Here is a 1,196-nt window from a genome sequence, read left to right as displayed (position 1 = left end):
CACGGACTTCGTGGGTACACTGATCCATAGTCTTTAGTCCTCCTTGAAAAAATCTATTGGTTTTCTCAAGTATGCACTAAAAATGGTTTTAGTGAAAGGCGAGTGGTTTGACCTTTACGATTATAGGTTCCCATGCTAAAAATAAAACCACGATATTTGTTAAAAACTCAACATATGAGTTTACAGATAAATATCGTGGTTCTTTTATTTTAATAATTGCATGGATCCTTCATTCACAGTCTCGTTCTTTTCGCAGTTATCAATTACCCCTGCACCTTTTTGGCGATCTCGCCCTGCTTCTTATAGATGGAATTCTCGTCCACACATCCACGGACGCTGGATAGCGGGTAGATATTGCAGTTCCTTCCAATAACAGTTCCTGGATTCAGAACAGAACCGCATCCGATTTCCACGCAGTCACCGAGCATCGCACCAAATTTCTTGATCCCGGTCTCGATATCGCCGTCCTCAGCATGAACCTTCACGAGAAGCTTGTCGGATTTTACGTTCGAGGTGATGGAACCGGCTCCCATGTGAGCGCGGTAGCCTAAGATGGAATCTCCCACATAGTTGTAGTGCGGAACCTGGACCTTATCGAACAGGATCACGTTTTTTAACTCCGTGGAGTTTCCAACAACGGCACCCTCGCCGACTAAAGCATTTCCCCGGAGGAACGCGCAGTGTCGGATCTCTGTGTCCTTTCCGATAATGATATTCTCACCAAAGTATGCACTCGGCATCACCCTTGCGGTCTTATGGACCCATACGGTCTCCCCGCGCTTCTCGTACTCATCCTCTGAGAGTGTCTTTCCAAGTTCAAGGATAAACTCCTTGATATGGGCGAGTGCCTCCCAAGGGTAGGTAAACTGGCGGAGAAAATCCGCAGCCTGGGTGTGGGAAAGGTCATAAAGATCAACGATCTTAGTCTCTTCTTTTTTCATAATGATTCTCCAATCTGCCATCTTTTCAGACAGCATTCATTTACAGCCAGATCTCCGAAAGCATTTTCGATAAGCTTTTTGGCAAATGGCTGTATCATTGAAACAGATTTGTTGCTATTTTGCAACTGTTCAGCAGCAATGTCACTTAGTTAAGCTTATTGGTTCACTAAGAGGTAAACCTCTAACAAAAATTTATAAATTATAGTTGACACATCAATCAAAATGTGCGGCCGCTCTCGTTGCCGATATAATTCT

The 1,196-nt window shown here is 44.1% G+C and carries 1 protein-coding gene; it reads right to left on the bottom strand.

The features are described from left to right. Positions 1-263: 263 nt before the first annotated feature. Positions 264-941 (bottom strand): acyltransferase, encoded by a 678-nt coding sequence (locus ABCW45_RS17710; RefSeq protein ID WP_343221293.1) that lies wholly within the window; start codon positions 939-941, stop codon positions 264-266. Positions 942-1,196 lie beyond the last annotated feature (255 nt).

Source organism: Pilosibacter fragilis, from assembly GCF_032490495.1.
GTDB classification, from domain to species: Bacteria; Bacillota; Clostridia; order Lachnospirales; family Lachnospiraceae; genus Pilosibacter; species Pilosibacter fragilis.
This window is presented reverse-complemented; position numbering and strand designations above follow the sequence as displayed.